A 26,001-nucleotide genomic window follows, 5' to 3' on the forward strand; every position below is an offset into this window, starting at 1 on the left:
GTTTCTCCTCCTGCAAATTGTTGATGTGGGGATCTTGGCTTGAGCGTGTTTTTGACTCACACAATCGCCATCAATTACTTTTTTATTATACCATGCCCCTGATTTGGCTCTGCTGCCCCTGCTGATTGATGAATTGTTCAGGTATAATCGGGGGCATGTCCGGTAAAACGAGTCCAAACCTTTCAACCAGTAAATCCTCGGTCGTCCGGAAAATGGTACCCGGTTTGTTGTTGGGGATTGTGGTCATGGTTGTCCTGACGCTGCTGGGAGATGTGCGGGAGGTCGGTGCGCTTTTACAGGCCTTCGACTGGCGGATTTTTCCGCTGGCGTTGTTGTTTACGCTCTTTAATTACACCCTGCGTTTTCTGAAATGGCAGTATTATCTGCATCAGGTTGGGGTGCGGGAGTTCAACTGGCGGCGTAGTCTGCAAATTTTTGTGGCGGGATTTCCGCTGGCGGTAACTCCCGGCAAGGTTGGAGAGATTTTCAAAGGCATCTGGCTGGAGCAGCAGACCGGCCTGCCGGTGGCGCGCGGCGTTTCGCTGATTGTTGCGGAGCGGGTCAGTGACGGTCTGGCGGTGTTAATGCTCTCAGTTCTGGGGGTAATCGCGCATCCTCAATACTGGCCGGCATTTGGCGTGATTTTTGGTATTCTGCTGGCAGGGATTATCATTTCTCAAATTCGACCGCTGGCATTGGGAATTTTAGCTTTCGCCGAGCGTTTGCCGCTGATCGGCAAGGCCGTACCGGCACTGCGCGAGTTTTATGAGGGCAGTTTCGTCCTCTTTCGTCCACAAGCAGCCCTGATGGGGGTGGGATTGGGAACGATTTCGTGGTTTGGCGAGGGAATTGGTTTTTATTTCATCCTGACCGGATTAGGGATGCCCGCCAATCTGGACACTTTTTCGAATGCGGTTTTCATACTGGCTTTTTCAACGGTGGTTGGGGCAGTATCCGCATTGCCGGGCGGTTTGGGCGCTTCGGAAGCCTCGATAGCCGGTATGCTGGTTCTGGTCGGTGGAGCGGCACCGGCTATCGCCTCAGCCGCAACGGTGATCATCCGTCTGGCCACGCTGTGGTTTGGGGTGACTCTTGGCCTGATTACCTGGGCATTTTCCACCCGTCTGCTCAATTTACAGGAAGAACCAGCCTTGCCCGCCAATCGGGTTGCAGAGGTGGAGTAATCCGCTTTGATTTCAATCCAGCATGGTTTTCAATGCCAGGGCGGTTTCTTCATTAATGCCCTTGACGCTCATCAATTCTTCCAGGCTAGCCTGCTGAATGGCTTCGATGCTGCCGAATTTTTGCAGAAGGGCTTTTCGCCGCGCCGGACCGATGCCGGGAACGGCATCCAGCCGCGAAGCCAGCCCGGCTTTACCGCGTCGGTTGCGATGGGCGGTAATCGCAAAGCGGTGGGCTTCATCCCGAATACGTTGAATCAGAAACAAAGCCTGCGAGTGACGCGGCAGTAAGAGCGATTCTTTTTGGCCGGGTCGAAAGATTTCCTCCTGCTGTTTAGCCAGACCAACGACCGTAACTCTATCTTCCAATTCAAAAGATTGCAGGACGGCTACCGCCCGGGAAAGCTGCCCTTTGCCGCCATCTACTATCAACAAATCCGGCAGGAAGGCAAAAGCCGGGTCCAGTTTACTACCGGGGGCTTCACGTTCCTGTTGAGCAGATAGATAGCGCCGGAAACGGCGGGTGAGCACCTCCTCCATGCTGGCAAAATCATCCGGCCCGCTGACTGTTTGAATGTTGAAGCGGCGGTAAAGCGACTTACGAGGAATGCCCTGTTCAAAGACCACCATGCTGCCCACGGCTGCCGTTCCCTGTGTGTTGGAGATGTCGTAACATTCGATGCGATTGGGCGGCTCTGGTAGTCCGAGGGCTTCCTGCAATTCGGCCAGCGCTTGGGATTGGCGGTTGGTATCGGCTTCCCACTGAGCTTTTAGTGCCCGCAAGGTCTCCACGGCATTTTCGGTGGCCATTTGCAGCAATTCCTGGGGCGGCCCGTTGCGCGGAACAATCAATTCAACCTTTTCACCGCCGCGCCGGTTATGAAGCCACTGGCTGATAATTTGGGCTTCTTCTACTTCTTGAGGCAGTAAAACTTGCTGGGGAATGCTGGCAGCTTCGGAATAAAACTGTTTGATGAATTCCTCGATGACCTCTTTGTCAGGCTCGCCCATCGCCCCTTCGAGGATGAAATACTCGCGGCCGATCAACTTTCCTTGACGAATGAAGAACACCTGAACGCAGGCTTCCCCATTATCGCGGGCAATTGCAATCACATCCGAGTCGATTTGCTCGTTGTTGATGACTTTCTGTTTTTCCACCACGCGTTCAATGGCAAAAATCTGATCTCGCAGGGCAGCCGCCCGTTCGAAATGGAGTTCTTCGGCGGCCTGTTCCATCTCGCTGCGCAGACGCTCGACAATTGGGGCAGTGCGACCTTCCAGAAATTCACACAGGTCGCTGATCATTTGACGGTAGGATGTCTGACTGATCGCACCGATGCACGGCCCGCTGCACAGTTTGATGTCATAGTACAGGCAGGGGCGCTCGTCCTTACCGGTAATGACCCGGTCGCAGGTCAGGTAAGGGAAAATTCGCCGCAGCACATCCAGGGTTTGATGCACAGCCCAGACACTGGTGTAGGGTCCAAAATAGCGGGATCCATCCCGCACCATTTGACGGGTGACGGTTACTTTTGGAAAAGGATCGGCCCAGTGTACCTTGATGTAGGGGTAACGCTTATCATCTTTAAGGCGGATGTTGTAGCGCGGCCGATATTTTTTGATCAGATTCATCTCAAGGATCAGGGCTTCCAGTTCGGAGCCAACCACAATCCACTCAATATCGCGGATGCGCTGAACCAGCTGGCGGGTTTTGAGATCCTGATCCTGTCCGCTGTGGAAGTAAGAGCGCACGCGGTTGCGCAGATTGATTGCCTTGCCGACATAAATCACCTGTCCCTCGGCATCCTTCATCAGGTAGCAGCCGGGCTTGGTCGGCAGGGTGTCTAAAACTCCCTGAAGGTGGGCGTTCAATTCAACCATTTGTTCTATATTTTACTTCAGCCAAGCGGCATTGCGCAACCATCCGCACGCGGGTCGCTGCCGCCCCATAAAACCCCCGAATCGCCATCCCGCAAAATGATCTGGCCTCTGCCAAACAGAGCGCGCCCCAGCCCGCCAACCTGTTCAACCCGATGCCCCCTGCTTTGCAGTTCTTGAAGCACTTGCGGCGGTATGCCGTCTTCCAAAGCCACATCGGCCAGGCTGCGGTCGGCTTGAATGCAAAAACGCGGCCGATCGAGCGCAGCTTGCGGATCGAGATGGTCATCCAGCAGGGCAGAAACTACCTGAAGATGTCCCTGAGGCTGCATAAAACCGCCCATCACGCCAAAGACTCCGAAAAGCTCACCATTGGGATCGGTAGCCAGCGCCGGAATGATGGTGTGGTAGGGCCGTTTGCCGGGCGCCAGTGCATTTGGGTGGGTGGGGTCTAAGCTGAAATTATGACCGCGATTTTGAAGCGAAAAACCCCAGCCGTGTGGGACGATGCCGGTGCCAAATCCCATGTAATTACTGTTGATGAAAGAACAGCCATTTCCTTCGCCATCAATTGCGCATAGATATACGGTGTCGCTGGTCGAAAGTGGATACCCGTGCCGCACACTATCGGCAGCCCGCTGCGGATGGATGAGTTTACGACGCTGGTCGGCGTATGCATCACTGAGCAGGGTTTCCAAGGGAATGCTGGTAAAAGCGGGGTCGGCTATGGTGCGGAAGGCATCCGCAAAGGCAAGCCGCATGGCTTCAATTTGTATGTGAAGGCGGTCAGCGCTGAGCGGCGGCAGGGAAGCGAGATCGAAACCCGCAAGGAGGTTCAACGCCAGCAGGGCAGCCAGTCCCTGTCCGTTGGGCGGACATTCCCAAATCCGCATTCCACGGTATTCAATGGAAATCGGATTTTCCCACGTACTGTAATGGGTGGCTAAATCGGTTTCGTTCAGGCAACCGCCAGCCTGCTGCACGGCGGCAACGATTGCCCGTCCAATTTCACCCTCATAGAAAACCTTTTTTCCATTTTCGGCAATAGCTTTAAGCGTGCGAGCCAGGCCGGGGTTGCGGAAAATCTCCCCGGCTCGGGGTGCCCGTCCGTTAATCGTCAATTCCTTGCCATTCAGGGCTAGATTGAGACATTTTTCTGCGCCGCGCTGCCAGTAATAAGCGGTCAATGGCGCTACAGGAAAGCCCTCTTCAGCCAGCCGGACAGCCGGTTCAAAAAGAATGGCAAGCGGCAGACGTCCGAACCGTTCGTTCAGGTCGCACCAGCCGGCACAGGCGCCCGGGACGGTGATGGTGTAGGGGTGCAGTGGCGGGAGATGCTCTCCCAACCCCTCGCGCTGTAAACGCTCCAGGTTCAGGGCGGCTGGAGCACGGCCGGAGCCGTTCAGGGCCACCACCGAACGGCTGCGACTTTCGTAAACCAATGCAAAACAATCGCCGCCCAAACCGGTAGAACCCGGTTCGGTTACGTTCAAGGCCGCTGCCATGGCAATCGCGGCATCCACCGCATTGCCGCCTCGTCTGAGGATTTCCAGTCCGGCGGCGGTCGCCAGCGGCTGTGAAGAAGCACACATCCCCTGCCGACCCACGACGGGTGAGCGGCGGGATTTGAAGGTTAATTCGTTGAGACCGGTGAATTCAAACAACTTCAATGCCCGTTCCTTCAACGGCCTCTCCAATCACCCAAAGCGGTTGGTGAAGCCGTTCGGCACTTTCCAGCAGATCCTTAAGTTTTTCAGGCGGTACGGCCATCAGCAAACCGCCGGAAGTTTGCGGGTCGAACAACAGCATTTGACTGACCTCATCCAGCGCCGGGGAGAAGCGCACCCACTCGCTGAAATAGAGGCGGTTATCGGCTGCTCCACCGGGGAAGGTCCATTTTTCGCCATACTTGCGCGCACAGGAAACGAACGGAATCTCCTCAAAATGAAGACGTAATCCGCAGCCGCTGGTGCGTGCCATTTCCAGGCCATGCCCCAACAGGCTGAAACCGGTAATATCGGTTGCGGCGCGCAGGCCATACTCGTGCGCCAGTTGAGCTGCGCCGGAATTCAGTCTCTTCATCCAGTTAACCACTTCCTCTACATCTTCCGCTTCCGCAATCTGCCGTTTGAGGGCGGTGGTGGTCACCCCAAAACCGAGTGGTTTGGTTAACACCAACCTGTCGCCCGGTTGAACGGCGCCTTTGGTGAGCAGATGGGCGTGGTCAACCCAACCCAAAACAGCCAGTCCGTACTTCGGTTCTTTATCCTGAATGGTATGGCCGCCGGCAATCACCACGCCGGCCTCGCGAGCCTTTTCCGCCCCGCCGCGGATGATTTCACTGGAAATTTCTGCCGGCAAGTCGGGCGGTAGAGCGGCGATGTTGAGGGCAAGGAAGGGTGTACCTCCCATGGCATAGATATCCGAAAGCGAATTGGCGGCGGCAATCGCCCCGTAATCATAGGGGTCATCTACGACCGGTGTGAAGAAATCGGTGGTCAGCACCAGACTGCGCTGATCATCAACCCGCCAAACCGCCGCATCATCGGGTGAATCTAAACCCACCAGCAGATTGGGAAAATCCGCCGGCTGAAAAATATCCTGAACCGGGCGCAGAACCTGCGCCAGCGCCTCAGCGCGCAGTTTCGACGCTCAACCAGCGCAGGAAGACAGGCTCGTCAGACGGATTTGTTTGCCAGAAGGCGGATTAGCGGGTTGCGAGGTCATCTGAGTATGATGGTTTCTCCTCTCTCAGGGAGTTGGGGTTGGTTCAATCCCTTGTGGGGTAGGGGTTGGAGTTGCCCCGGGGTTATTCAATTCCGGCAAGGGGAAAAGGAAGGGAGCGTTGCTGGGCAGCAGTAACGCCTGAATGTTGGGTGAAAGTTTGGTGATGTACTGATAGGTGAGTAACTCCGGCTTGTCCTTGAGGGCTTCGGAGATTACTTGCAAGGCTTTGGCTTCGGCTTCGGCCTCAATCAGACGGGCTTCGGCTTCGCCTTTGGCCTGAATGACAGCCGCATCGGCACGGCCTTGCGCTACCTGCCGGGCTTGCTCGGCTTCCTGCCGTTTTTGTTCCACCACAAAACGGGCCTGCTGAGCTTGCTGTTCGGCAATCTGTTTTTGTTCAATTGAGGCGGCATATTCTGGCGAGAAGGTAATGTTGCGCAGCACGAAATCCACCAATCTTAAGCCGTTTTCGGAAAGTTTGATGGAAAGGGCATCGAATACCTGCTGGGTCATTTCACCGCGTTTGGTGCTGTACACTTCTTCAACGCCGTACTGGGAGACTGCATCACGGATAATGCCGCGGCTCAATGCGCGTACCAGTTCGCTAGCGTAACGGTCCTGCCAGCGGATGTGTACTTCGACGACCTTGGCAGGGTCAATTTCAAAGATGACCGAGGCATCAATAAAGACTTCCTGACCGTCGGCGGTGCGGGCGGTGATGGAGTCATCGCCGTAGATTTGGCCTTCCTGCGCAGCGATGGACATGGTGTAGGTCTGGCGGGAGATGGGATAACGCACGACCCTTTCGGCAAAGGGAATGATCCAGCGCAGACCGGGTTCAAGGGCTTGTTCGCGATAGCCTGTGGGGGAAAGCGCGGAGATAACCACCCCGCGCTCCTGCGGCTCGATGAACACCAGGCCGGCCGAAACGACAGTGAGAAGAACGGCTAAAACCAGCACACTGATTAATGTTACCGAGGCGTTCTTGATCGGCCGATTGCGGCTGGCGCGCACCAGTACCAATACCAGCACACCAAAGAACAACAACCACGCAAGTGTGGCAAATCCCTGAAATAAATTGGCGATATTCATCATGGTCTCCTTGAAATATGTCAAACCATTTGTATTATACTCAATAGCAATTTGCTGGCGGGGGGAATTTTTTAATCGGCGGGTTGGTTGTATAATGAGATTCAGGGAAAGGAGTGATCGGAATGGGGAAGATTTCTGCGATACGACCTTCACCGATTGCCGGCTTGTGGTACAGTGCTGATCCACAACAACTGGCGCAGCAAATTGACCAGTATCTTGCAGAGGCTCAAATTCCGCCGTTGCAAGGTAAAGTTGTTGCGTTAGTTGCCCCCCACGCCGGCCATCGCTATTCCGGGCGTACCGCCGCACACGCCTATAAGACCGTACTCGGTCGGGCATTTGATCTCGTGGCGATTGTGTCGCCCCTGCACGCTTATTATCCGGCACCCGTGCTGACCAGCGCCCATGCCAGTTACTACACGCCGCTGGGAGAAGTGCCGATTGACCAGGAGTCAACCGATCAACTGGCAGAACTATTAGCGGAAGAAACCATCGGTCTGACGCCGATTGCTAACGATGATGAACACTCGCTGGAAATCCAGCTCCCGTTTCTGCAGCGAGCGTTGAGTCAGCCTTTCAACCTTTTACCGGTGATGGTGCGCCGCAAGGACTGGCGGATGGCGCAAATTCTGGGAACTGCGCTTGCCAGGGTGTTGAAGCACCGTAATGCGCTGCTGATCGCCAGTACTGATCTTTCCCATTTTTACCCCTTACCGGTTGCCAATCAATTTGACACAGAGATGTTGAGCCTGATTGAGGCGTTTTCACCGCAGGGTGTACTGCAGGCAGAAGAAGCGGGTACTGGTTTTGCCTGTGGCGCCGGTGCTGTTGCGGCAGTACTGGTTGCGGCGCGTGAATTGGGCGGGAACAAGGTGAAAATACTCCATTACAGCACCTCCGCCGATGAAACAATGGATCCTTCCTCCGTGGTTGGCTACGGCGCGGCAGTTGTGCTGAAACGGGATTAGAGATTGACGCAATTTGTTGAAGTAGCCGCACTGATTCCGGGGCGTTTGAATCCGCTGGACTATCACCTGCCGGCTGTTTTGGAGGGAAAAGTTCAGGCAGGTAGCCTTGTGGTGGTGCCGTTGGGCGGACAACGGGTGCAGGGGGTAGTTCTGCGCTGCCTGAATCAGTCCAGCGTTCCCGAAACACGGCCGGTAGAATCACTGGTGGATGATTCGCCGGTGCTGACAGGTGCGCAAATCGAACTGGCGCGTTGGTTAAGCCATGAGACCCTTTCACCGCTGGGGGTTTGTCTGGATTTAATGCTCCCACCCGGACTGGCTCAAACTGCGGATGTACTGGTGCGCCTGAATCCGGCCCGTTCCGCCGAGCAGGAGCGATTAAGCCCATTGCAAAAGCGGTTGGTTCAATTGTTGAGTGAACGCGGTGAGCTGCGTGGCCGGCAAATCGAGGCAGCTTTTCGCCGGGTCAACTGGAAGCCCGCTTTGCAGGGCTTGATCCGGCGCGGTTGGGTGGTGAGCCAGCCTTATCTGGCGCAGACGGGTGTGCGCCCGCGCATCGAACGCATGGCACGGCTGGCGATCGCGGTCGAAGAAATTGCGCAGGCGGAAGAATTGCTGGGGAGGGCCGGCAGCCCGGCGCGTGAGCGGCGCAAGAAGGCGCTCCAATTTCTGGCCAATGAACAGCAGCCGGTGGCTGTTCACTGGATTACAGCAGCCAGCGGTGCATCCCTGGAGGATTTGAAAAAACTGGAGACGCTGGGGCTGATTGCGTTCCAGTCCGTCCAAACCTGGCGCGATCCGCTGGCAGAATTGAACATTGAAGCGTTACCGCCACCACTGTTGACGAATGATCAGCAGCGGGTTCTGCAAACCATCCTGTCTGATCTGAGCAGCCCAAACAACTCAAACCGAAAACCGATCCTCCTCCACGGTATTACCGGTTCGGGCAAGACCGAAATTTACTTGCAGACGGTGCAGCACATTCTTGAACAGGGCAAGCAGGCGATTGTGCTGGTGCCGGAAATTGCCCTGACACCACAAACCATTCAGCGCTTCCAGGGCCGTTTCCCCGGTCGGGTTGGGGTGATTCATTCGCGGCTTTCGGCGGGGGAACGATACGACACTTGGCAGCGGGCAAGGGCGGGTTTGCTGCGGGTCATTGTTGGGCCGCGCAGCGCTTTATTTGCTCCTTTGCCAAATATCGGGTTGCTGGTTGTGGACGAGTTTCACGATCCTTCATATTACCAGTCCGAGCCGACACCGGTGTATCACGCTGTTCGAGCAGCCATTCGGTATGCCGAAATCCTCGGCGCGGGTGTCATCCTGGGATCGGCAACACCGGAGATCGGTTTGATGTACCAAGCCCGGCGGGCTGGCTGGCGGGTTTTAGAGATGCCGCAGCGCATCATGGCCCATCGTCAGGCGGTTCAACCGTTCATGACCGGCGGTCATTCTTCGCTGTTGCCTGTGGAAGGAGAGGGTGAGACGGCTTTCCTGCCACTTCCACCGGTTGAAGTGGTGGATATGCGGCAGGAATTAAAGGCCGGTAATCGTTCGATGTTCTCACGCGCCTTACAACGAGCCCTGGGCGAGGTACTGGAACGCAATCAGCAGGCTATCCTGTACCTTAACCGTCTGGGGAGCGCAACCTATGTCTTTTGCAGGGATTGCGGCGCTTCGGTGCGTTGTCCACGCTGTGATCGTTCACTGACTTACCATGAATCGAGTCATTTGCTGATTTGCCACACCTGCAATTACCGGCGGCAGATGCCGCGTACCTGTCCTCAATGCGGCAGTTCCCACATCCGTCAGTTTGGTGCCGGCACGGAAAAGGTGGAGCAGGAAGTTCATCAGCACTTTCCGCAGGCAAAGGTGCTTCGTTGGGATTCGCAAACCACCCGTAGGAAAGGCGCTCATGAAGCGATTCTGGAAACCTTTGCAGAGGGAAAAGCCAACATTCTGGTTGGAACTCAAATTCTGGCAAAAGGGCTGGATTTACCACGGGTCACTCTGGTAGGAGCGGTGCTGGCAGATGCCGGTCTGAATCTGGACGATTTTCGTGCGGCCGAGAGAACTTTTCAACTGCTCATGCAGGTTGCCGGGCGGGCGGGGCGCAGTCCACTGGGCGGCCGGGTGATCCTTCAGACCTTTCAGCCGGAGCATTATGCCATTCAGGCGGCTTCGCGCCATGATTATGCCGGTTTTTACCAATATGAGATTGAACAACGCCGAAAAATGGGTTACCCACCCTTTGCCCGTCTGGTGCGTATGGAATACCGTCACTCGAATGCCAAAGTAGCCGAAACCACCGCTCAAGAAATGGCTCAACGGGTAGCGGACTGGATTATGCTCAGTTCTTACCCGCAAACCGAAATTATCGGACCTGTGCCGTGCTTCTTTGCCAAAGAAGGCGGGCAATACCGCTGGCAGATCATCCTGCGTGGGATGGATCCTGCCAGTGTTTTGCGTGGAAAGGATTGGGGCGACTGGCGGGTTGAAGTGGACCCGTATTCCTTGCTGTAAGCGCTACGGCAGGACGTACCACGGATTGACAAATCCACCCAGATAGCGCACCTCGAAGTGCAGATGCGGGCCGGTTGAGCGTCCGGTGCTGCCAGCCTGACCGATCACCTGGCCTTGCGAAACACTTGCGCCACAGCGAACGTTCCACGCGGAAAGATGAGCGTAAAGGGTCTGGTAGCCGTTTCCGTGGTCAATCATGACCATGTTGCCATAGCCGCCACCAACCGGGCCGGCGTAGACCACCACACCGCTATCGGCAGCGTAGATCGGGTCACCGGTGTAGGCGGCAATGTCAATTGCCAGATGCCCGGGCCAATAATCATTACCGGAAAGCACCCGGTTGCGAGTTGGCCAGACAAAGGTGCCGGTGCCAAATGCGCCGCCGGCGCTGGTGTCGCAAGCACCTGGGCCGTAGATGGATTTATTCACACCCGCCGGGCCGCGCGGGATGGTCGGCACAACCCATGTGCGAAATTCCCGTGAACCACCCGGAATCATAATGAAGGTACCGGGTTCAATAACGGGGTTGGCTAAATCTAACTTATTGCCGGGATAGAGCAGAATTTCCTGGGGATCTGCCTTGAAAGTGGCAGCGACTTTCTCAATGGTATCACCCTCTTTCCACTTATACAGCACACCATCGGTTGGCGGAATGAGTAATTCCTGGCCAATCGAGATCATGTGTGGGTCATCGTTGAGGATATCGTAATTTGCCCACAACACCGTTTCGGGCTTCAGGTTGAACGACTGGGCAATCCCAAATACCGAGTCGCCGGCCTGAACGCGGTAAACGATTTCCTGTTCGCGCGGGCGGGTGGGGAGGATGGTACGCAGGTTTGCCCGCCGATGCAAAGTGACGGGCTGAGATTCTGGTTGAAATACAGGCAGACTGACCTGCTGGGGGACAGCGGGCAATTCCAGTGGAGCGTTGGCAACCGCAACGCCAGCACTGCTGCGGCGGTCAAACAAGCGCTGGTAAGCCATGAAAACGGCAAAACCGACCATGACCACCGCTAAGAACCAGAGAAGGATTGAGGTAAATCCAGATCCAGCAGCGGAGGATGCCCCGCCGGCTGGGGTTTCTGGTTGGGTTCGATTCACATATCCTCCGTCAGGCTTTCGAGGAACTCCGCATTGTTCTTGGTTCTTGCCATGCGCTGCAGAATCGCTTCGGTGGCGACTGCAGGGTCCATGCCCGCTCCCTGCGGGGGCGGAGAGATCATCTGCAGGTACATCCGCCGCATCAGCCACACTCGCTGCAGGATATCCGGGCCGAGCAGCAATTCCTCCCGGCGGGTTGAGGAGCGTTCGATGTCAATAGCCGGGTAAACTCGGCGTTCCTGCAGACGGCGTGAAAGATGGAGTTCCATGTTGCCGGTACCTTTAAATTCCTCATACACAACATCATCCAGGCGTGAGCCGGTATCCACCAGAGCGGTGGCAATGATGGTCAACGAACCGCCTTCTTCCAGATTGCGGGCCGCGCCAAAGAAGCGCTTGGGTGGGTACAAGGCCGATGGGTCCATACCGCCTGATAAGGTCCTCCCGGAGGGATTTACCACGAGATTATAAGCTCGTGCCAACCGGGTTAATGAGTCCATCAATATTACCACATCTCGTCCGATTTCTACCAATCTTTTAGCGCGTTCCAGCGTGATTTCGGCAGCGCGGATATGAGCGGTGACCGGTTCATCAAAGGTGGAAGCCACCACTTCGGCATCCACCGAACGATCCATATCGGTCACTTCTTCCGGGCGTTCGCCGATCAAGGCAATAATCAAATGCACATCCGGGTTCTTAACCGAAATGGCGTTAGCGATTTGCTTGAGAATGGTTGTCTTACCGGCCTTTGGGGGGGATACGATCATCCCGCGTTGTCCTCGTCCAATGGGTGCAATCAGGTTGATCAGGCGGGTGGAGAGGATGTTTCGGTCGGTTTCCAAATCAAAGCGTTTGTCGGGAAAAATCGGGGTCAGGCGTTCAAAAACCCGCCGATCGCGGGCTTCTTCCGGCGTCATGCCGTTGATTGTTTCAACTTTCAACAGGCCATAATGACGCTCGCCTTCGCGGGGCGGCCGCACGACACCGATCACCAGGTCGCCGCTGCGCAGTTCATAGCGGCGTAATTGAGCCTGAGAGACATACACATCCTCCGGCCCAATTTGATAATTGGCGCGTAAAAAACCGATGCCTTCCTGTAAAATTTCCAGCACACCGCCGCGCACTTCCAGGCCTTCTTTTTCGGCTTGCATCTGGCGGATGCGCAGAATCAGGTTTTCTTTTTTCAGACGCGAGGCATTCGGTACTTCCAACTCTCTGGCAATTTCGCGCAGAGTCGCCAGAGGGGCTTTTTCGAGTTCGAGAATTTCCATGTATTCTCTTCCGTGGTCGTTTGGGATGGGGTCAAGCCAGACCAACAGGAGCGCTGTCCTGATTTCAAAGTTGGGGAAAAATTTTTTGAAAAAAAGGGAAGAAAATCTTTCCGGCGAATTGAACGAAAACCCACAAGCCCTGTATCTGGCTTGCACAAATTATAACATTCCCTAATACACGATGCAAGCCATCCATTATCACTGGATCAGACAACTTCCTCTCAAGCACGGCCAGCCAGCGCCCGTAGAAAAACCTTGAGACTGAAGGGCTGACCGGAAAGCAGGTTTTGAGCGCGGAACATGCCCGAAACCAGCCGGACGATTAAAATCGCTGTCAGGGCTTGCAGGAGGGCAGCCAGTCCCAGCTGCCAGAAGGGTACCGGCGTTGCGGCAAGGCGGGTCATCATGGCAACCGGTGAGGTGAGCGGGAACAGGCTCATGATCAGCGCGATGGTCGAATCAGGACGGTTAATCAGCAGCGAGATAAACATGAGCGGGATAATCAAAGGCAGGATGACCAGAAAAGTGGCCTGAGATGCCTCACGTAAATTGGGTACCAATGCGCCAATGCCTGCCATGAGCGCGGCGAAAATGGTGTAACCCAGAATGAAGTAGAGGACGCCCCATACCACGATGGTGGGTGGAATTTCGACGCCCTGGAGGGCTGTAAACGTTCTTCCGCTGAATTGAAGCAGGAATAGTGCCGAAACCAGCCAGACTACCATCTGGAGCAAACCAACCAGTCCCAGGCCGATGATTTTGCCGGTCATCATCTGCGTGGGGGTTACTGAGGTCAGGAGGATTTCCATGACGCGGTTCTGCTTTTCGGTGGTGATGTTGCTCAGCAGGAGCGAGGCGGAACCGAGGATGAAAATGTAAAAGAAGAGAGTGATCCCGTAAGGGACGAAAAAGGTAAGCATCTCGTTCTGATTGCTGGGCGGTTTTTCAGCGGCAATGAATTCTACGCTCAGGTTGAGCGGCTGAACAACCCGATCGAGCAGTTGGGGCTGATCCTTGAGCAGGTTGTACTCGATCAACCAGTCCACCGGATAGGCGCTGCCAGTGTCTTCCAGCAGGTTGATTTGTTGGGCGTACATTTCAATTTTGCCGGTCTGAAGGTAATCCGGGGAGATGACATAGAAAACCGAAATTTCACCCTCTCTTAGAGCTTGCAGTCCAGATTCCTGATCGGGATAGGCTTGAACGATATCTCCTAATTGTTCGGGTACATCCTGAATGATACCGCTGTGATCTATAAAACCCTTAAGAGATGGCCTTTCGGGAATCAGCAGGCTGGTTACATCCGGGCTGGGGTTATTCCGCTGAAGAATGCCCACCACAAACAGGATGATAAAACCGACCAGCGGCACTACAATCAGCGTTATGATGAATGAACGACTGCGGACAATTGTTTCGACTTCGTGTGACAGGACAAGCCAGGTTTTATTCATTGATAATACCTCAACAGGTTAGCGCGGACGCAGGATTTCTGCCAGGGTGAGCTTTTTGCCGTAGCGGAGCATTCCCAGACGGAATGCCCGGCTTGCCAGCCAGATTGATGCTGCCGCAGCAAGGATCAATATGCCAATTGAAAGTCCAACTTGCCAGGCAGGCAAATTGGTTAACATCGAGCGCAGTGGCAGGGTCATGGGGGCGGTGAAAGGGAAAAAACTGAAGCCGATTGCCAGAGGGCCGTTGGGGTTTTCCATGATGGCAGCAATAAACCAGAAGGGGATGGCAATCGGTAAACTGAACAGGCCGGCAATCTGCTGAGCCTCGCGCGATTCGGTGGCGGTTGAGCCAACCATCGTCATCAAAGCGGCAATCATCACGAATGCAGGCAGGAAAGTCAACGCCATCAAACTGAAAAAGGAAAACCCGATACCCACGTCCCTCAGGTCGGGAAATGCGCGCAAGGCAAAGAGCGCCGCAACACCGGCCATGAGCAGCCAAAACAACAATTGGGTCAGACCGACGCTCAAATTTCCGAAAATTTTTCCGGCCATGAATTGGTCGGTGGAAAGCGAAGTCAAAACGACTTCCATGGTGCGGTTTTCCTTTTCCTCCACCACGGCCTGAAGCAAATAACCACCGCTGGTGTTGACTGCCAGCATGAAGATCACACCCGAGAAAATTGCAATCAGAAAACCGAACGGATTGCGGCTGTTGAATTGCTGGTCGCTGTCAAAGGTTCGCAGGACCAGTTCAGGACCTTCCAGAATGCGGGTACGGATGGTGGGGTTTTCGTTTTTCAACAGATGTGCCAGTAAATATTCTGAAAAGTCTCGGTGAATATCTGAATCAACTGAATCTTGGGCGATCATCTTGACGTTGCCGGTCGCATAATAATCTGGCTGGATGATATAGAAAGCCTGAATTTCCCCATCATCCAGGGCATTACGTGCTTCTGTCTCGTTTGCAAAAGGCACGATCTTAACATGCGTCACGAAGAGACCGGAACGTTTGGCAGGTTGGGGTTGGGCATCCTTAAATAAGCCGGACTGATCAATAAACCCCACCGGGCGGTTATCTTCACTCAAAGCGGCTGCCAGTATACTGACTCCCATGATAACCGCCATAAAAAGCGGGATGGAAATCAAACCGAGGATAAACCTTTTCCGCTTGACGTGCCGCAAGTACTCGTGGCTGAACACAATCCAGAATTTGTTCATGAGACCTCTCCGCGGGATGTAACCACCTGAATGAAGATTTCATCCAGTGTAGGCAAAGCCACCTCAAATCGTTCGAGGGGGATACCCTGTTCCACCAGATTTTTCAGGATCGCCTGAGGGGTCGTTTGATCCGCCAGATGCAGGATGTAACCGGAGTTATCGCGATCAATCCGGCTAACGCCGGGAATCTGGGCTGGTAATTCGTTCAAAGGATGAACAATAACTTCCTGACCGGAGTACTGGCGGCGAATGTCGCTCAGTTTTCCATACAGCATCACCTTCCCGTGGTTAATCAACACCAATCGGTCGCACAATTCCTCGACCTGATGCATCTGATGCGTACACATCACAATCGTTTTACCTTTATCCCGTTCTTCGCGGAGCAAGTCCTTGACCATTTGGGTGTTGACCGGGTCAAGTGCGCTGAAGGGCTCATCAATAATGACCAATTGAGGATCATGGACGAGGGTGATAATCAATTGGGCTTTTTGCTGCATCCCTTTGCTCAGCTCTTTGACCTTCTTTTTGCGGTGATCATACAGGTCAAAGCGTTTCATCATTTGTTCGACGCGTGCAGCAGCCTCAGCCGGTTTTAACCCCTTCAAACGGGCCAGATAATTCAGGCAAACTTCCAAAGTGATGTCCTGATACAATCCTCGTTCTTCGGGTAAGTAACCGATCTGGTTTTTCTTTTCATCGGTCATCTTCCCACCGAGGATTTCAACCTCGCCACTATCCGGTTTGAAAATATCCAGAATAATGCGAATGCTGGTAGTCTTACCAGCGCCGTTTGGACCCAGCAGACCAAAAATTTCACCGGGTTCGACTTCAAAAGAAACCCGATCAACTGCCTGTTGATTTCCAAAGCGTTTGCTGATTTGATTTACTTTGATTGAAGACATAAGATTTCCGCCTTATTGGAATTCGTGCACAATTTATTTACGTAAAAAATTGAAGCGCAGTTGCGCCAAAACAAGGTGAAGCGGAATAAATTATAACAAATCAAAAAAGGCAAACCACCTGTGAGCGGTGTTTTGCCTTTTTTAAACCGAGCTCCACCGAGTGGATTTTATTCCTTTTCGTACGGGATGCCGTCGGCAGCCGGCACATGACCCTTGCCGATGACGCCAGCCAGCACAATCATTGTGGCAATGTAGGGCAGCATCAAAAGAAATTGAGAGGGGATGGTGATGCCAAGAATGGCCATGCGGGAAGCAAGCCCATCGGCGAAGCCGAACAGCAGGCCGGCAGCAAATCCGCCTGTGGGAATCCAGTTGCCAAAGATCATGGCTGCCAGACCGATAAAGCCGCGGCCGGCGGTCATTACCTCATCAAAGCGGCCGGCGGAACCCAGCGTAAAGTAAGCACCGGCGAAGCCAGCCATCATGCCGCCCAAAATAACGGAGGTGTAACGGGTTTTGAAGACATCAATACCGAGTGTATCTGCGGCTTTGGGATGTTCACCAACTGCCCGAACCCGTAATCCCCAACGGGTTTGAAAGAGGGCAATTTGCAAAATGATGATAAAGATGAACATGGCAAAGACGAACAGATTGTTGACGAAAAAGATTTCGCCGATGACGGGAATATCTGCCAGCAGCGGAATGGCAATTGCCCCGAATGTGGGGGGATTGTTCAAGGCCGGATAAACCTGCATAAATTTTGCCGAGATGTAGGAGGTTAAACCGGTGGCAAATATGTTGATGACCGTACCTGAGATAATCTGGTTGGTTTTGTACTTAATCGAGAAAACACCATGTACCCATGCCAGTAAAGCGCCGGTGAGTACGGCGCAAAGCAAGCCGACCCACGCATTTTGAGTAAGGCTGCCGACCAGCGCCGAAACCATTGCACCGCTCAACATCATCCCTTCAATGGCGATGTTGACCACCCCAGAGCGCTCACAAAGGATACCGGAGAGAGCTCCGAGGGTGATCGGTACGGCTTTACTCAAAGTAGTGTTAAACAACCCGACCAGATTGAGGGATTTACCAGCGGTGGCCCAAACGAGAAAACCGAAGACAAATATGGCAACGACCACCGCCAAAACCGCGTTGGTGTATTTCTTGAACCCGCGCGATAACTGGATGCCACCGAATACGGCACAGACAATCGCTAAAACATACAGCGTGTTGAGGGTGGGCAGCTCCCACGGATCCAGCTGGGTCTTTGCCTGAAAGGTGCTCAAACCAAAACTGGAGATGGCGCCGCCATCCACTGAGCGGGCGAAAAAGAACCAGATGGCAAGGGCGAGTAAAAGGAAGAAAGCTCCCATGACCCGCTGGCGGACGGGAGATTCGCGTACAAACGTTTTATGGAACATTTGACTGTTGGTGGTAGATGCCATGATTGTTTAACCTCCCCACCCACGAATAGTTACACCTGCTTCTTCAACGGTTGGCTTGCGCAGGCGGTAGATGGTACGAATAATCGCCGGAGCCGCAATAAAAGCCAAAATGACGGCTTGCAGGATGGAAATGATGTCATTGGGAATACCGGCGGTCAACTGCATCCGTGTTGCCCCGCTGCGTAAGGTGCCAAACAAGAGCGAAGCAAGTACCACTCCAAGCGGATGATTGTTACCCAGCAGAGCCAGGGCAATACTGTCAAAGCCGTAACCGGATGAGAATGCCATTGCCAGATTGCGGTTGACGCCCAGTACTTCATTGGCGCCTGCCAGGCCGGCCAGTGCACCCGAAAGACTCATCGCCAGAACAATGTTTTTGGTCACATTCATCCCGGCGTATTTAGCAGCGTTAGGGTTGGTTCCCACTGTGCGCAGTTCGAAGCCCCAGGTTGTTTTGAACAGATACCAGTACACCAGATAGGCAATTCCCAAGGCAATGAAGAATCCGAGATGAAAACGGATCGGGTCGGGGAAGAAGCGCGGCAGCCATGCGCTGGGCAAAATTTCGGGGCTGACCGGGTTGAAAGAACCGGGGCGTTTCATCGGTCCCGTCAGCAAAAAGTCGCTCAAGCGGAAGGCGATGTAATTCATCATGATGGTGTTAATCACCTCATGCCCGCCGGTTTTGGCTTTCAGCCAGCCGGGAATGAACCCCCACATCGCCCCGCCGGCCGCCCCGGCTAACAGTGCCAGCGGAACATGAATGATGCCCGGCAAGCCGGTGACCGAGTAGCCAACGAAGGTTGCGGTTATCGCACCAATGAAAATTTGGCCCTCGGCGCCTATGTTGAAAACGCCAGCACGGAATCCCAGCGCGACAGCCAGTCCGGCAAATATGTAAGGGGTTGATGTCACCAGACTTTCCAAAATCGGGTTGAAAGCGCGGCGGATTTGCAGAGAATCGCCGGATTGGAGGGCGGCAATCATGCGGGCAGGATCGCCAAAAGCCCCGGTAAATAAACCGGAATAGGCTTTTGAAACCGCATCCCAGGCGGCTGCCAGACCCGCGCCGAAGGATTGTCCAAAGGCGGCATAGACCTGTTCAGTCGTGAGGATGATAAAAATACCGCCAATAATCAAACCGGTGATCACCGCCAGGAGGGGGATCAAAAGGGTTTGACTGGCAACGCCTTTTTTCTTATCGTCCTTTTTGGGCGGCTTAAATTGATTATTTAATTCTTCGAGAAAAATTTGTCCAACGCCGGGTTTTTTGGGTTCTTCGGAATTGCTGGTCAATTCGCACCCCCGATCGTTTCAGATTGTGTGGTCTGTTTGTGAATTTGCAGACGGGCTTCTTCCAGCGGTACGCCCGCCATCAGAAGACCAATCAATTCTTTGGTGGCTTCCTCAGCCGAGACCGTGGCTGTAATTTTGCCCCGATACATTACCGCAATCCGATCGGATAATTGCATGATCTCATCCAGTTCCGTGGAAACCAGCAGCACGGCTACCCCTTCGTCGCGCCGTTTCAGGATTTGAGAGTGGATATATTCAATTGAACCGACATCCAGCCCGCGTGTGGGCTGGGCAGCCACCAGCAGGTGGATAGGACGGGAAAGTTCGCGAGCAACGATCACTTTTTGCTGATTTCCCCCGGAAAGAGAACCAGCCGCCGTGAAAATGGATGGCGTGCGGATGTCGTATTCCTGCACCAGGCGGGTTGCGTTCTGCATCACGTATTCCCATTGAATAATCGCACCTTTGGCAAACGGAGGCTGGTAGTACGTGCACAACATCAGGTTTTCCATGACGGGGAAGGGCAACACCAGACCATCCCGCTGGCGATCTTCTGGAATGTGAGCCGTGCCGGCTTCGGTAAATTTGCGTGGAACAGCGTGGGTAACCTCTTTCCCGATCAGAAACACCTTACCGTCTTCTACATCCCGCATGCCGGTGACGGCTTCCACCAGTTCGGTTTGCCCGTTGCCCTGTACCCCGGCAATACCCAGAATTTCCCCTTCGCGGACTTCAAACGATACCCCATCCACAGCAACTTGATGGGTTTCATCGGTTACGATCAGGTTCTCCACTTTGAGGATAGTTTCTTTGGGCCTGGCAGGTTCCTTTTCCAGCTCCAGCTTCACTTCTCGCCCAACCATCATGGAGGCCAGTTTGCTCTGGTCTGCTTCGGAGGGCAGCACCGAACCAATGACCTTTCCGCGGCGGATGACGGTGATGATATCGGCCACTTCCAGCACTTCTCGCAACTTGTGGGTGATAAAGATGATGGATTTGCCCTGGGCCGTCAGGGAGCGCATGATCTCGAACAATTCATCTGCTTCCTGGGGGGTCAGCACCGCGGTGGGTTCATCGAAAATGAGGATATTGGCATTGCGGTAAAGCAATTTGATGATTTCGACACGCTGCTGGACGCCAACCGGCAGGTCCTTGATGTAACTATCTGGGTTGACTTCCAGGCCATATTGGATTGAGATTTCGCGAATGCGTTTAGCAGCGGTTTCCCGGTCAAGAAAGCCCCCGGGTTTGAGGCTTTCTTCCCCCAGCATTACGTTTTCGGTGACGGTAAAAACGGGAATGAGCATGAAGTGCTGGTGAACCATGCCGATGCCGCGGGCAATCGCATCTGAGGGCGAACGAACCTGGAACGGTTCGCCGTTGACAAAGATTTCCCCCTCATCGGGTTTGTAAAGCCCGTAAAGAATATTCATCAGGGTGGTTTTGCCGGCGCCGTTTTCCCCCAAAAGTGCATGAATTGTCCCCTGTTCGAGCGTGAGGTCAATATGATCGTTGGCCAGTACACCGGGGAAGCGTTTGGTAATCCCGCGAAGTTCCAGTACAGGTGTCATATTTTTCTCCAGGGATTTCAAGAAAAGTCCCAGGTGGGAGAGGTGTGAGATAAGGTATTTTACCATGAAGGAGGAGGAAAGAATTCCTGAAAGGGTATGATTTTTGGCAAAAAATTTGTTGACGTACCCGCAAGGGCGTGATAAAATGTTGAGCGCGGGCGTGTAGCTCAATGGTAGAGCAGTGGCCTTTTAAGCCATTGGTTCAGGGTTCGAGCCCCTGCACGCTCACTTTTTCTTGGAATGAGATTACCTGTAAGAGGGTGATGTTTGGCTACCTTTCCGGTAATCTCTTACCGGCACTTAGTCTTCTATCTTCTGGTCGGATGCTCAGCAAGCCGAACAGCCCCCCTGCTTACCTGCCGCAGGGGGGTTTTGTTACCCTTTGGATGCTGCACCAACTAGCCGTATATCAATTTTGTTAGACGTAGAACGGTCAAAAACTGCCCAGAAAAGCCTCTTTTTGGGTTGGTAAGTGATCCAAATGGCGCCGCGGATTGTTTTTTGGCCCTGAAAAAGAGGTCTTCTAACCTGGGGTGGGGTTGTTTTTTTTTACAGAAGAAGTGAGAGTATGCGGTGTGAGGCTTTTTCGAATGGAGGTTTGTTTACTCTCAACGACGAGTGAGCGCCGCAAAATCCAATCTAATCAGCTGACTGATTTGCTGATTGACCTGTCGGATCAGAGCGATGTAAGTTTCACGACTATATTCGTAATCTTGAATTAAGGGATGTTCGGCAACCTGTAGTTGTAATTGACGGAGATGTCCGAGAGTTTCCTCTGTTGGTTGATTGTTTCGCTGTTGAGTTTTGAGTGTTTGTTGAAGACGAGCCAGTTGATTCAATAAATCCAGGGCAGTCGAATCGTTCATCAAGGCTTGCTCTGCGTTGCGAAACCGAATAAATGCTTCGGAATGGGTTAGGTGATCAATCAGGTTTTGAAGAGCCTCTGAAAGGAAATTGACATTTGTTTGAGGCGTGTCATTTTGCAAAATCGGATTATCCACAGCATCCTCCTGTCCGGCAAATAGCAGCAAAATCCAATCCCAGTGCTTCAGAAAGGGCATCTCCCTGTTCCTGAGCCAAAGTCACCAATTCGTTCTGGGCAGCCAGATACACTTTGACAGTTGCTTGCTCATACAGAGCCTGATTAAGCCGCTTCACCTCGGCTTGATCTTCCTCACTAATTGGAGCGGAAAGACGCTGATTATGCATTTGTTCCTGCTTTTGGCGCAGTTGATTAAGAATTCCCTGAGCCAAATCATCCTCAAGAAAAGCGTTATAGGCTTTTACAAAATTCTGGTATTGGGGTGTGTTGGTGAAGGCTTCTGCATACTGCCGGGCCGATTCAAGCACCACTGAGGCGGGTGCCAATTCCAATTCGTTATAGAATTCCATGAGTTTGTATCTCCATTTTCTAAAATCAGGATGGCTCGATCAACAATCGGGCTTTTTTTCCATTTGAGGTGATTTGACGACCGGACTGATCCTCTCGATAAATTAGCTGCGAATCATGGCGCGGATGATGAGATCTACTGCCTCCTCCTCATCCAAACCGCGCGCCATCAAAGTCTCCAACTCGCGGCGGTTTACTGTGCCAATGGCTGCTTCGTGGGTCACCTGTGCCTGGGCGTTGGAAACCTTGACAATCGGGTTATTGGCTGCCAAAGCCTGATCCCGAACAATCTCGGTACAATCCATGTGTCCACGTGCTCGCGGCGCATTACCCTCTGTAATCGTAGTTACCTCGCTGATGGCTTTGTCTTTCACGGCGATTCGCGTTTTCGTCATACTGTGGGCATTTTCACCATTCAAGTGAATGGTCTCCTCCACCCGGATATGGTCATCTCCACTACCAAATACTTTGGTCACCAGTTCGGCCAGGGCGTCCTTTTGAGCCTCAATGTGGTAATTCATCATCAATGTACCCACTCGCCCGCGCGTGATCGCAAAGTTGCTGGTGAACTGCCCGCCTTCCTCAATAGTCACTTCGGAATAGGGATAAACTTCAACTCCGCCCTCCAGGCCGTGGTAATGTTCTTCTTTATAACTCATGCTGGAATTCCGTCCGATGTGAATGCGAGCATTCATACGATGTTCAACCCGGACTGCGTTTGGGAAGGAACAATGAGCTAAAAATTGTACCTGAGCGCCATTTCCGATCTGGTAGTCGGCTTCAATGCGTTGGATACCTTCCATAGGTAACACCCCAAAACATAAATGCACGGGGTGCTTCACCAAAGTGCCATCATCCACCACGACCGATACACGAACCCCATGTTCTAAAGGCTGAGAATACAGGTGAACACCGGGAATATCATGGGAAACCAGTACCTGATCTCCGCTAACTGCTAATGTGGCCACCTCCGGCATCTGGAAGGAAGCCGGATCGCCTCCCGCTTGCTGGTAAGCTTCCATCAGTGATTGCAATTCACCGGCCCAAGCGGGTGAGGTCTGTTCAAAAGCATGTGATTTGATTGGATTGCCCATGAGACCGTTTCTCCGTTCAGTCACGAATTATTCAACGAAATTTGCCACGGCTGTGATCCCAGAATATTTAAATGTGGCTCACAGCGGTTTTGATAGTACTGGCTGGTTTCGCGGGGACTGCCGCTGAAAATAATGCTGCCAAAACACATCAGCGAAGCGCTATCGGCCATCTCAACCAGCTCTGGGCGGTGGGTAATCAGCAAAACGGCGCTGTTATGCTTTGCCATTTCGCAGATCAACCGGGCAATATCGGTAATGGAGAGGGCATCTATCCCGGAATCTGGTTCATCTAAAATTGCCAGCCGCGGCTGCATTGCATAAATAGCAGCCAGTTCCACTCGTTTTCTCTCTCCACCAGAAAGGGTTTGGTCGGCAGCACGGTAGGCATACTTCTTTGGTGACAGCGAAACGGCTTCCAGGGCAGCGATAACTTTTTCGCGCTTGGATTCGCTTGCGCCTAATTCGATGTATTTGCCAATCGGCAATCCTTCAAAGCGGACAGGTTCCTGCCATGCGAGAGAAATACCCATTCTGGCGCGTTCGGTGATTCGGGTATGGGTAATATCCTTGCCGTCCAGTAAAATACGCCCACTCTCGGAAGTATAACCTTCACATCCCATCAGGGTGTAGGCCAGCGACGATTTGCCCGATCCATTGACTCCCAACAGAACATGGATTTGTCCTTCTGATAGGGACAGGTTGATGTGGTTCAAAATGGGGCGATTGTCTTTTTTCAAGCAAACATCTTCAACAACAAAGAATGGTTGGGTCATTGAATTCCTCACCAACAAATGTTTGAAGCGCCTGTGGCATAGAGAATGGAGCATATAGGGGCGTGGATTTGCCCGCGGGGGGTAGGCTGAGCCACCAGTAAGCGCGATTTAATATTCAATAATTTGAATATCATAATACGCCAAATATTCGAAAAACAAAAGTGATAATCATCACTATTCATCATGACAAGAAAAGGATAAAATAATATTCAAATAATTGAATATCTTAAACGAGTAATCCGATGTGTAAAAAGTGCCGCTCGCACTGTGGAAGTGCCTACCAGTGTCCAAAAAAGCCTCCTTAGACCGAACCAGCGCCTGTTGTGATTCAGGGTCTGGTCAAAAATATCAATGATTCAGGCGTTAATCAGCCAGCCGGGTAAGCGGGCAGTTTGTGATCGCTGTGGGGAGGAGATCATGAATGAACGCGAAGTATTTCTGGGCAATTTAACCCTTTGCCGAGCCTGTGCCGGTGAATCTTATTATGAAGTAGAACATGAAGAAGAAAGTTTCCCGCTCTTCAATCCTGTTTGGTTAAGCCAACCCATGGGTTGACAAACCCCTATATCCTTTTTGCCAGTGCGATGCTTTTTGTAATTTGGTTGATGGCTGGTTGAGATAGATATCACTTGCGCAGGTGATGTGAGAGAACGGCTAAGGTAAGCAAAGCCTGTCCGAAGGCAATGCTGCTTACCGCTTCTTTTTCAAAAAGAACACCGCCACCACTGTGCCCGTGGAGGCCAGCCCAACAAAGAGAAACAGGAGAGCAGGAGTGCCCTGCGTTGTTTCACTTACGGGTGGGGTAGCCGTCGCAGATACGATGGTTGCTGTGGGTGTGGGTGTCGCTGGGGGAAGTGTGGGGGTGTTGGTCGGCGGAAGGGTGGGGCTGGGTGTGATTGTTGGAGGCATGGGCGGGGTTACTTGTAAAAGGATTTGATCTCCCGGGTGGATAATCGAATTGCCGGTGAGGCCATTCCACGCCATCAGGTCGTTGAGGCTGACCTCATACAGTTTGGCGATCCACACCAGCGTTTCCCCACTCTGGACGATGTGATAATAACGGCCATCACCGGCTGGTGTGAGCTTCTCTATCGGGGTGAGCGGGCGGGGTGTGGGGCTGGGGGTGATGTTACCGGGGTAGATGATCAGTTTCTGCCCGATTTGGAGAGGCCAGTCAGCCTGAATGCCGTTTAATTTCAAAATCGTATCAACGGTTACGCCGTAGGCACTGGCAATCGTGATGAGGGTGTTATAGGGTTCTACCACATGAATAATTTTTCCGTCCGCGTCAGGGGTGGCGACCTTGACCATCCCCACTGGCGTAGGCGTGGCATAACCTTCCGTGTTGCTGGAGGGGATAAATAATTTCTGGCCAACTTGAAGAGGTTTTAAACGAGAAATATTGTTCCAAACTTCCAAATCCCGGATGGTCACCTGATAAGCAACAGCAATTGCCCAAAGCGATTGTCCGGTTTGAACAACATGAAAAACTTTGCCTTCTTCATCGGGAGTAGCCACCTTAACCGGCACGATAATTTGCGGGACGATGGGGTTGGGGTTACTACTGCCGGGTTGCGGTGTAAAGTTGGCTGGAGGACTATAATCACCGCAGGCTTTGCCCGAAATATACGCGGCTTGGAGTACATAGTAAGTCATTCCATTGGCGGCTTTGGCAACACCGGCTCCCACATGACAGTAAGCCGGGTTTACTGCCGGGATCATGTGATCCGGATCGGCCCAGACTAACATGATCTGGTCAATGCTAAAGCTGGTGCCAACGGCAAAATTTTCGGTTGCCCACACCTTGGCTCCGCCCCCATAACCAGCCGCCTGCAGACGACCGGATACATTCCCAATGTGCCAGGACATTTGATTGGCCGCCATGATTTCAGCGGTGGACTGGGCTACTGCGTTGATAATCGGGTCTTCGACGAGGGGGGGAAGACCGTTTGAAACTCGCAGAGTATTCATCGCGAGGATAAGGTCGTATGCGGTTACTTCGCCATCGTGCAGATTTTCTGACAAGCTAGCAGCCTGAACAGGCATAAATGGCAGCAACCCTGCCAGAAAAATGGTCAGCAGAAAGATCACCGTGAGCTTGTGGGATGGCATAGGGT

The 26,001-nt window shown here is 53.2% G+C and carries 21 protein-coding genes and 1 tRNA gene; 5 read left to right on the top strand and 17 right to left on the bottom strand.

Going from position 1 to position 26,001, the window contains the following annotated elements; translation table 11 throughout:
• Positions 1-155 precede the first annotated feature (155 nt).
• Positions 156-1,184: a lysylphosphatidylglycerol synthase transmembrane domain-containing protein gene (locus AC812_RS03875; protein WP_169787255.1), complete on the top strand. Its 1,029-nt coding sequence runs from the start codon at positions 156-158 to the stop codon at positions 1,182-1,184.
• A gap of 12 nt (positions 1,185-1,196) precedes the next feature.
• On the opposite strand, the gene uvrC is transcribed toward AC812_RS03875, so the two are convergent.
• The 4 genes from uvrC to AC812_RS03895 are packed head-to-tail and all read right to left on the bottom strand — an operon-like array spanning position 1,197 to position 6,878.
• Positions 1,197-3,062, bottom strand: coding sequence for an excinuclease ABC subunit UvrC (gene uvrC / locus AC812_RS03880; protein ID WP_061914528.1), 1,866 nt, complete (start codon positions 3,060-3,062; stop codon positions 1,197-1,199).
• 17 nt (positions 3,063-3,079) lie between these two features.
• Positions 3,080-4,744 (bottom strand): gamma-glutamyltransferase family protein, encoded by a 1,665-nt coding sequence (locus tag AC812_RS03885; RefSeq protein ID WP_236839239.1) that lies wholly within the window; start codon positions 4,742-4,744, stop codon positions 3,080-3,082.
• Complete coding sequence (gene selD, locus AC812_RS03890; protein WP_082148980.1) at positions 4,716-5,786, bottom strand: selenide, water dikinase SelD; 1,071 nt, start codon at positions 5,784-5,786, stop codon at positions 4,716-4,718. The genes AC812_RS03885 and selD overlap by 29 nt, the downstream gene beginning before the upstream one ends.
• Before the next feature lie 24 nt (positions 5,787-5,810).
• Complete coding sequence (locus AC812_RS03895; protein WP_061914534.1) at positions 5,811-6,878, bottom strand: prohibitin family protein; 1,068 nt, start codon at positions 6,876-6,878, stop codon at positions 5,811-5,813.
• Positions 6,879-7,000: 122 nt separating this feature from the next.
• On the opposite strand from AC812_RS03895, the gene amrB reads away from it, so the two are divergent.
• Positions 7,001-7,846, top strand: a complete 846-nt coding sequence (gene amrB / locus AC812_RS03900) for an AmmeMemoRadiSam system protein B (protein ID WP_061914537.1) — start codon at positions 7,001-7,003, stop codon at positions 7,844-7,846.
• 3 nt (positions 7,847-7,849) lie between these two features.
• Positions 7,850-10,369 carry a replication restart helicase PriA gene (priA, locus tag AC812_RS03905; RefSeq protein ID WP_061914540.1) on the top strand — a complete coding sequence of 840 codons (2,520 nt, stop codon included), beginning with the start codon at positions 7,850-7,852 and terminating at the stop codon, positions 10,367-10,369.
• 3 nt (positions 10,370-10,372) lie between these two features.
• Here priA and AC812_RS17775 read toward each other — a convergent pair whose 3' ends face one another.
• The 8 genes from AC812_RS17775 to AC812_RS03945 form a co-directional block, all read right to left on the bottom strand.
• Positions 10,373-11,470: a M23 family metallopeptidase gene (locus AC812_RS17775; protein WP_061914543.1), complete on the bottom strand. Its 1,098-nt coding sequence runs from the start codon at positions 11,468-11,470 to the stop codon at positions 10,373-10,375.
• Complete coding sequence (gene rho, locus AC812_RS03915; protein ID WP_061914545.1) at positions 11,467-12,741, bottom strand: transcription termination factor Rho; 1,275 nt, start codon at positions 12,739-12,741, stop codon at positions 11,467-11,469. The genes AC812_RS17775 and rho overlap by 4 nt, the downstream gene beginning before the upstream one ends.
• 221 nt (positions 12,742-12,962) lie before the next feature.
• The gene (locus AC812_RS03920; protein WP_061914548.1) at positions 12,963-14,192 is read right to left on the bottom strand and encodes an ABC transporter permease; all 1,230 of its coding nucleotides are present in this window, start codon (positions 14,190-14,192) and stop codon (positions 12,963-12,965) included.
• Between the two features lie 18 nt (positions 14,193-14,210).
• Positions 14,211-15,413: an ABC transporter permease gene (locus tag AC812_RS03925; protein ID WP_061914551.1), complete on the bottom strand. Its 1,203-nt coding sequence runs from the start codon at positions 15,411-15,413 to the stop codon at positions 14,211-14,213.
• Complete coding sequence (locus tag AC812_RS03930; RefSeq protein WP_061914554.1) at positions 15,410-16,315, bottom strand: ABC transporter ATP-binding protein; 906 nt, start codon at positions 16,313-16,315, stop codon at positions 15,410-15,412. Before AC812_RS03930 ends, AC812_RS03925 begins: the two co-directional genes overlap by 4 nt.
• A 167-nt stretch (positions 16,316-16,482) precedes the next feature.
• A complete protein-coding gene (locus AC812_RS03935) occupies positions 16,483-17,760 on the bottom strand; it encodes an ABC transporter permease (RefSeq protein WP_061914557.1) in 1,278 nt (425 codons plus the stop codon).
• A gap of 6 nt (positions 17,761-17,766) precedes the next feature.
• Positions 17,767-19,056, bottom strand: coding sequence for an ABC transporter permease (locus AC812_RS03940; protein WP_061914560.1), 1,290 nt, complete (start codon positions 19,054-19,056; stop codon positions 17,767-17,769).
• On the bottom strand, positions 19,053-20,627 hold the full coding sequence (locus AC812_RS03945; RefSeq protein WP_061914563.1) for an ABC transporter ATP-binding protein: 1,575 nt from the start codon (positions 20,625-20,627) through the stop codon (positions 19,053-19,055). The genes AC812_RS03940 and AC812_RS03945 overlap by 4 nt, the downstream gene beginning before the upstream one ends.
• Before the next feature lie 156 nt (positions 20,628-20,783).
• Here AC812_RS03945 and AC812_RS03950 point away from each other — a divergent pair.
• Positions 20,784-20,855, top strand: a tRNA-Lys gene (locus tag AC812_RS03950).
• Between the two features lie 380 nt (positions 20,856-21,235).
• Here AC812_RS03950 and AC812_RS03955 read toward each other — a convergent pair.
• The 4 genes from AC812_RS03955 to AC812_RS03970 all read right to left on the bottom strand — a co-directional run bounded on the left by AC812_RS03955 (position 21,236) and on the right by AC812_RS03970 (position 23,884).
• Positions 21,236-21,688 (bottom strand): YlbF/YmcA family competence regulator, encoded by a 453-nt coding sequence (locus AC812_RS03955; RefSeq protein WP_082148982.1) that lies wholly within the window; start codon positions 21,686-21,688, stop codon positions 21,236-21,238.
• Positions 21,621-22,019, bottom strand: a complete 399-nt coding sequence (locus AC812_RS03960) for a YlbF/YmcA family competence regulator (RefSeq protein WP_061914568.1) — start codon at positions 22,017-22,019, stop codon at positions 21,621-21,623. The genes AC812_RS03955 and AC812_RS03960 overlap by 68 nt, the downstream gene beginning before the upstream one ends.
• A gap of 102 nt (positions 22,020-22,121) precedes the next feature.
• Entirely contained in the window at positions 22,122-23,111 is a 990-nt protein-coding gene (locus AC812_RS03965; protein ID WP_061914571.1) for a SufB/SufD family protein, read from the bottom strand.
• Between the two features lie 20 nt (positions 23,112-23,131).
• Entirely contained in the window at positions 23,132-23,884 is a 753-nt protein-coding gene (locus tag AC812_RS03970) for an ATP-binding cassette domain-containing protein (RefSeq protein ID WP_061914574.1), read from the bottom strand.
• 351 nt (positions 23,885-24,235) lie between these two features.
• Between AC812_RS03970 and AC812_RS17085 the strand changes: the two genes are divergently transcribed.
• Positions 24,236-24,439, top strand: a complete 204-nt coding sequence (locus tag AC812_RS17085) for a TraR/DksA C4-type zinc finger protein (protein ID WP_082148983.1) — start codon at positions 24,236-24,238, stop codon at positions 24,437-24,439.
• A gap of 135 nt (positions 24,440-24,574) precedes the next feature.
• Here the strand turns inward: AC812_RS17085 and AC812_RS03975 are convergent, their stop codons facing one another.
• Positions 24,575-25,996 (bottom strand): LysM peptidoglycan-binding domain-containing protein, encoded by a 1,422-nt coding sequence (locus AC812_RS03975; protein ID WP_061914576.1) that lies wholly within the window; start codon positions 25,994-25,996, stop codon positions 24,575-24,577.
• Positions 25,997-26,001: the final 5 nt, after the last annotated feature.

It is taken from the genome of Bellilinea caldifistulae, from assembly GCF_001306055.1.
GTDB lineage: Bacteria > Chloroflexota > Anaerolineae > Anaerolineales > Anaerolineaceae > Bellilinea > Bellilinea caldifistulae.